Here is a 4,812-nt window from a genome sequence, read left to right as displayed (position 1 = left end):
CGCAAGGCCCAGAACGCCACGCCATGACCGGCCGTGCCATGATCCGCCGCCACGTCGCCGCCGGGCGGGCCGCAGCGTGCGCTGGCATGCGCCGGCCGCTGGCACAGAGCGTGCGTGTCGCTGGGGCGCGCAACCGCACCTGGGCGCGGGCATCGCGCGGGGCGGCCGGCAAGAAGAACATCAGCGCCACCTGGATCGGCCAGGTGGAACAAGGCAGTTGCGGCTAGGAGATACGAGGAACATGGAACAACGCACCACACCACACCACCGCCCCGTCCGTGCTGCGCAAGCAGTCCGGGCGGCCATGACGCCGCGGCGCCTGGGCACCCTGGCCCTGGCCCTGTGTGCCCCCGCGGGCGCTGCGCTGGCGCAGACGCCTGCCCCGACGGAGGCCGCTGGCGACGCCTGGCGCCGTTGTACCGCCATGGCCGGTGACAGCACCGCGCGCCTGGCCTGCTTCGACCAGTGGGCGGGCCAGCAGGCCTGGAAGGCGCCTGCGGCATCGGCCAGCGCGGCGACCGGCAACACCACGGCCAGCACCGCACCGCCCACCCCCGTGGACACGACGCTGCCTGCCACCCGCCTCATCGACGTGGCCCAGGTGGAAGGCTGCCGCGACGAGCAGTACAGCACGCTGTCGCGCTTTTGGGAATTGGAGTCGGGCAGCGATTGCGGCACCTTCCGCTTCCGGGGCTACCGGCCGATCAGCATCTCGGTGGTCAAGGGCAGCAACGTCAACCGCCAGCCCACCTCGCCCGTGCCGGACCACAACGCCACCTCGGCCGTGGACTACCGGACCACCGAGAACCGCATCCAGCTGTCGGTGCGCACCAAGATCGCCCAGGGCCTGCTCACGCAGGGCCATCCCACGCTGAAGGACTCGGTGTGGGTGGGCTACACGCAGCAGTCGTACTGGCAGCTGTTCAGCCCCGACATCTCGCGCCCCTTCCGCGCCACCGACCACGAGCCGGAAGTGATGTACGTGTACCCCACCGACGCCAAGCTGCCCTTCGGCTGGCGCTGGCGCTACAGCGGCATCGGGCTGGTGCACCAGTCCAACGGCCAGAGCCTGCCGCTGTCGCGCAGCTGGAACCGCGTGTACCTGATGACCGGCATGGAGCTGGACAACCGCTGGAGCGTGAACGCGCGCCTGTGGAAGCGCCTGAGCGAAAGCGCCGACAGCGACGACAACCCGGGCATCAGCGACTACATCGGCCGGGGCGAGCTGCAGGTGAACTGGAACTACGACCGCGACAACACCGTGGGCGTGACCGTCCGCCACTCGCTGGCTTCCACGCCGCGCGGCTCGGCGCGCATCGAATGGCTGCAGAACCTGGGCAAGGGCCTGGGCGGCAGCAAGAGCAACCTGCGCCTGCACACCGCCCTGTTCAGCGGCTATGGCGACAGCATGATCGACTACAACCGCAAGCGCACGGTGTTCAGCGTCGGCCTGAGCCTGGTCGATTTCTGAGCGCCTGAACGCACGGCCGGCCCTCGCCCGCGCGGCAAGGGGCCGGCCGCATCACATCCCGTTACCCTTTTGACAGGGCTGCTGCCTTGAATCGGCGCACACGCGCCGACACAATGGCACGCACATCGCAGTCCGGCAGGCCCCGCGCACCACTCCCTGGAAAAAGAGGCGTTTTCATGCCGCTTTCTCCACCATTGCTGGTCCAAGCCCCCGGGACAATGCCCCTCGGAGGACGAAACCATGGACATGCAATATCAGCTCAAGGCTGGAAGTTACTACCTGTACGACATGCGCGAGGCGCCCAGTGCCGTCACGGGCGAGCGCCGTTTCAAGCTGAAGACCGATACCGTCGCCATTGCCTTCGATGCGCACACGGGCGAAGTCCACCAGCACGGCACGCCGTCGCGCATCCAGTCCTGGGCCAGCAACACGCGCCGGCGCCTGCGCGCGGCCGGTGCGCTGGATGTGGCCAACGACATCGTCGTCGTCTCCGGCCCGCTGCCGGTGGACGAGCTCAACAAATGCCTGTGGATCAACGGCTACTGCCGGCGCATGTTCAAGCGCCTGGCGAGCCTGCCGCACGGCAAGCTGCAGCGCCCGAGCGAGCCTTTCCGCAAGGCCGCCTGAGGATTTTTGAAACGGGTCAGGCCAGGGTTTCCTGCCCGCCCTCGGCATTCACATCCACGGTTTCCAGCACGTCCGCGTGCTTGACGATGGTCACGGGCACATGGCTCGCATGCACGAGCGCCTGCGACACCGACCCCAGCAACGCGCTGCTGATCGCGCCCTGCCCGCGGGCGCCGATCACCAGCATGCCGCAGCCGTGGCGCTCGGCGATGTCCACCAGTGTGTTCGCCACGTCGCCCACGCCCACATCGGTTTCGTGCTCCACGCCCGCGGCCTCGAAGATCGCACGGGCCGGGGCCATCAGGTGCAGGCCGGCTTCCAGGCTGGCCGCCGCGATGAGGTCCGGGTCGCGCGACACCACCATTTCGTAGAGCGTGGCTGGCTCCTGCACATGGGCCAGCACGACGCTGGCGCGCAGCCCCTGCCGCAGCAGGGCCAGGGTGTGGTGCACCGCATCCAGGGAGAGGTCCGAGCCATCGACGGCGATGAGGATCTTGAGCATGTCCGTGTCCTTTCCGGGAGTCTGAGGGGCCTGCCGGCGATGCGCTCCGCTCGCCCGGCAGGCAGTGCGGTCCAGTGTACCGGCGCCCCGCCGCGCCCCCGACCCTGTGGGCGTCTGGGACAATGCGCGCCATGCTGCAGTTCGACCTCCTGACCACCGACCCCGAAAGCCACGCGCGACGCGGCACCCTCACCCTGAACCACGGCGTGGTGCAGACCCCCATCTTCATGCCCGTGGGCACCTACGGCACCGTCAAGGGCGTGATGCCGCAGAGCCTGCACGATATGGGCGCGCAGATCATCCTGGGCAACACGTTCCACCTGTGGATGCGCCCGGGGCTGGACGTGATGCAGGGCTTCGGCGGCCTGCACGCGTTCGAGAAATGGGACAAGCCCATCCTCACCGACTCCGGCGGCTTCCAGGTGTGGAGCCTGGGCGCGATGCGCAAGATCACCGAGGAAGGCGTGCACTTCGCCTCGCCCGTGAACGGCGACAAGCTCTTCATGTCGCCCGAGGTGAGCATGCAGATCCAGACCACGCTCAATTCCGACATCGTGATGCAGCTGGACGAGTGCACCCCGTACGAAACCAAGGGCCACCTGACCACCGAGCGCGAGGCGCGCACCTCGATGGAAATGAGCCTGCGCTGGGCGCAGCGCAGCCAAGACGAATTCCACCGCCTGAACAACCCCAACGCACTGTTCGGCATCGTGCAGGGCGGCATGTTCGAGAATCTGCGGGCCGAATCGCTCGACCGGCTGGTGGAGATGGATTTTCCCGGCTACGCGGTGGGCGGCGTTTCGGTGGGCGAGCCCAAGGACGAGATGCTGCGCATCATGGCGCACACGCCGCACCGCCTGCCGGCGCACAAGCCGCGCTACCTCATGGGCGTGGGCACGCCCGAGGACCTGGTGGAAGGCGTGGCGCAGGGCGTGGACATGTTCGACTGCGTGATGCCCACGCGCAATGCGCGCAACGGCACGATCTTCACGCGGTATGGCGACCTGAAGCTGCGCAATGCGCGCCACAAGGCCGACCACCAGCCACTCGACACCACCTGCACCTGCCATGCCTGCGCGGGCGCCGAGGGCGTGGCCTGGGACCAGGGCGGCCGCGGCGGCTTCAGCCGCGCGTACCTGCACCACCTGGACCGCTGCGGCGAGATGCTGGGCCCGATGCTCACCACCATCCACAACCTGCACTACTACCTGAACCTGATGCGCGAGGTGCGCGAATCGCTGGATGCGGGCCGCTTCGGCGAATTCCGCCGCCAGTTCGCGGCCGATCGCGCGCGCGGCGTGTAGCCCCGGCGCCCCAGGCCCCGGGCGATGTCCGCTGCGGGACGGCGGTGGTATCCGGCCCGGCGCGCGCCCGCTACGATGGCGCCATGCTGACCGTCCACCACCTCGAAACCTCGCGCTCGCAGCGCGTCCTGTGGCTCCTGGAAGAACTGGGCGTGCCCTACGAACTCCGGACCTACCAGCGCGACCCGCGCACCCGCCTGGCGCCGCCGGAGCTGCGCAAGATCCATCCGCTCGGCAAGTCGCCAGTCATCACCGAAGGCGACGAGGTCATCGCCGAATCGGGCGCCATCATCGAAGCCCTGGTGGACCGCTACGGCGCGCAGGCGCAGGGCGAGCTCGCGCACCTGGAGCCCGCGCGCGGCACGCCCGAACGCCGCCAGTGCCGCTTCTGGATGCACTACGCCGAAGGCTCGCTGATGAACTGGCTGGTGATGAAGCTGGTCTTCCAGACGCTGCCCAAACAGCCCATGCCGTTCTTCGTGCGGCCCATCGCGCGGGCCGTGTGCGGCAAGGCGGAGCAAAAGCTGGTGGATCCCAATCTGGCCACGGCCCTGGCCTTCATCGACGACCACCTGTCGCGCAACGCCTGGTTTGCCGGAGCCGACCTCACCATGGCCGATTTCCAGATGAGCTTTCCGGTCGAGGCAGCCATGAGCCGCGTGCAGAACGCCGACCAGCACACGCACCTGAAGGCCTACCAGGCCCGCATGCGGGCCCGCCCGGCCTACCAGCGGGCGCTGGCCAAGGGCGGCCCGGTGGTGATGGGCGGCTGAGGCGCCACGCCACCCGCGTACCAGCGCCCTTTCAAGCCGATCCTTTAGAGCGGTCCCGCCGGGGCCGGGCCACCGGCCAATGGCCCGGCGGCGTGCGGCACCGCCGCCGCACTGGCGTCCGAGTCGCTGCCGGGC

5 protein-coding genes and 1 pseudogene are annotated in these 4,812 nt (G+C 69.1%); 5 read left to right on the top strand and 1 reads right to left on the bottom strand.

Going from position 1 to position 4,812, the window contains the following annotated elements:
- From AC27KI_RS18795 to AC27KI_RS18785, 3 genes and pseudogenes are all read left to right on the top strand, one after another.
- Positions 1-227, top strand: a pseudogene (locus AC27KI_RS18795) (hypothetical protein); the annotation flags it as partial.
- A 14-nt stretch (positions 228-241) separates the two neighbouring features.
- A complete protein-coding gene (locus tag AC27KI_RS18790; RefSeq protein ID WP_372588192.1) occupies positions 242-1,471 on the top strand; it encodes a phospholipase A in 1,230 nt (409 codons plus the stop codon).
- Positions 1,472-1,711: 240 nt separating this feature from the next.
- Complete coding sequence (locus AC27KI_RS18785; protein WP_272566840.1) at positions 1,712-2,098, top strand: hypothetical protein; 387 nt, start codon at positions 1,712-1,714, stop codon at positions 2,096-2,098.
- 16 nt (positions 2,099-2,114) lie between these two features.
- On the opposite strand, the gene AC27KI_RS18780 is transcribed toward AC27KI_RS18785, so the two are convergent.
- A complete protein-coding gene (locus AC27KI_RS18780; RefSeq protein ID WP_272566839.1) occupies positions 2,115-2,600 on the bottom strand; it encodes a universal stress protein in 486 nt (161 codons plus the stop codon).
- Positions 2,601-2,731: 131 nt separating this feature from the next.
- Here AC27KI_RS18780 and tgt point away from each other — a divergent pair, with 131 nt between their 5' ends.
- Both tgt and AC27KI_RS18770 read left to right on the top strand, forming a co-directional pair.
- Positions 2,732-3,904, top strand: coding sequence for a tRNA guanosine(34) transglycosylase Tgt (tgt, locus tag AC27KI_RS18775; RefSeq protein ID WP_284402457.1), 1,173 nt, complete (start codon positions 2,732-2,734; stop codon positions 3,902-3,904).
- An 83-nt stretch (positions 3,905-3,987) separates the two neighbouring features.
- Positions 3,988-4,677 carry a glutathione S-transferase family protein gene (locus AC27KI_RS18770; RefSeq protein WP_284431359.1) on the top strand — a complete coding sequence of 230 codons (690 nt, stop codon included), beginning with the start codon at positions 3,988-3,990 and terminating at the stop codon, positions 4,675-4,677.
- Positions 4,678-4,812: the final 135 nt, after the last annotated feature.

Source organism: Acidovorax sp. KPB24-03, assembly GCF_057546605.1.
The sequence above is the reverse complement of the archived record's forward strand: the minus strand, read 5'-3'. Positions and strand labels throughout refer to the sequence as shown.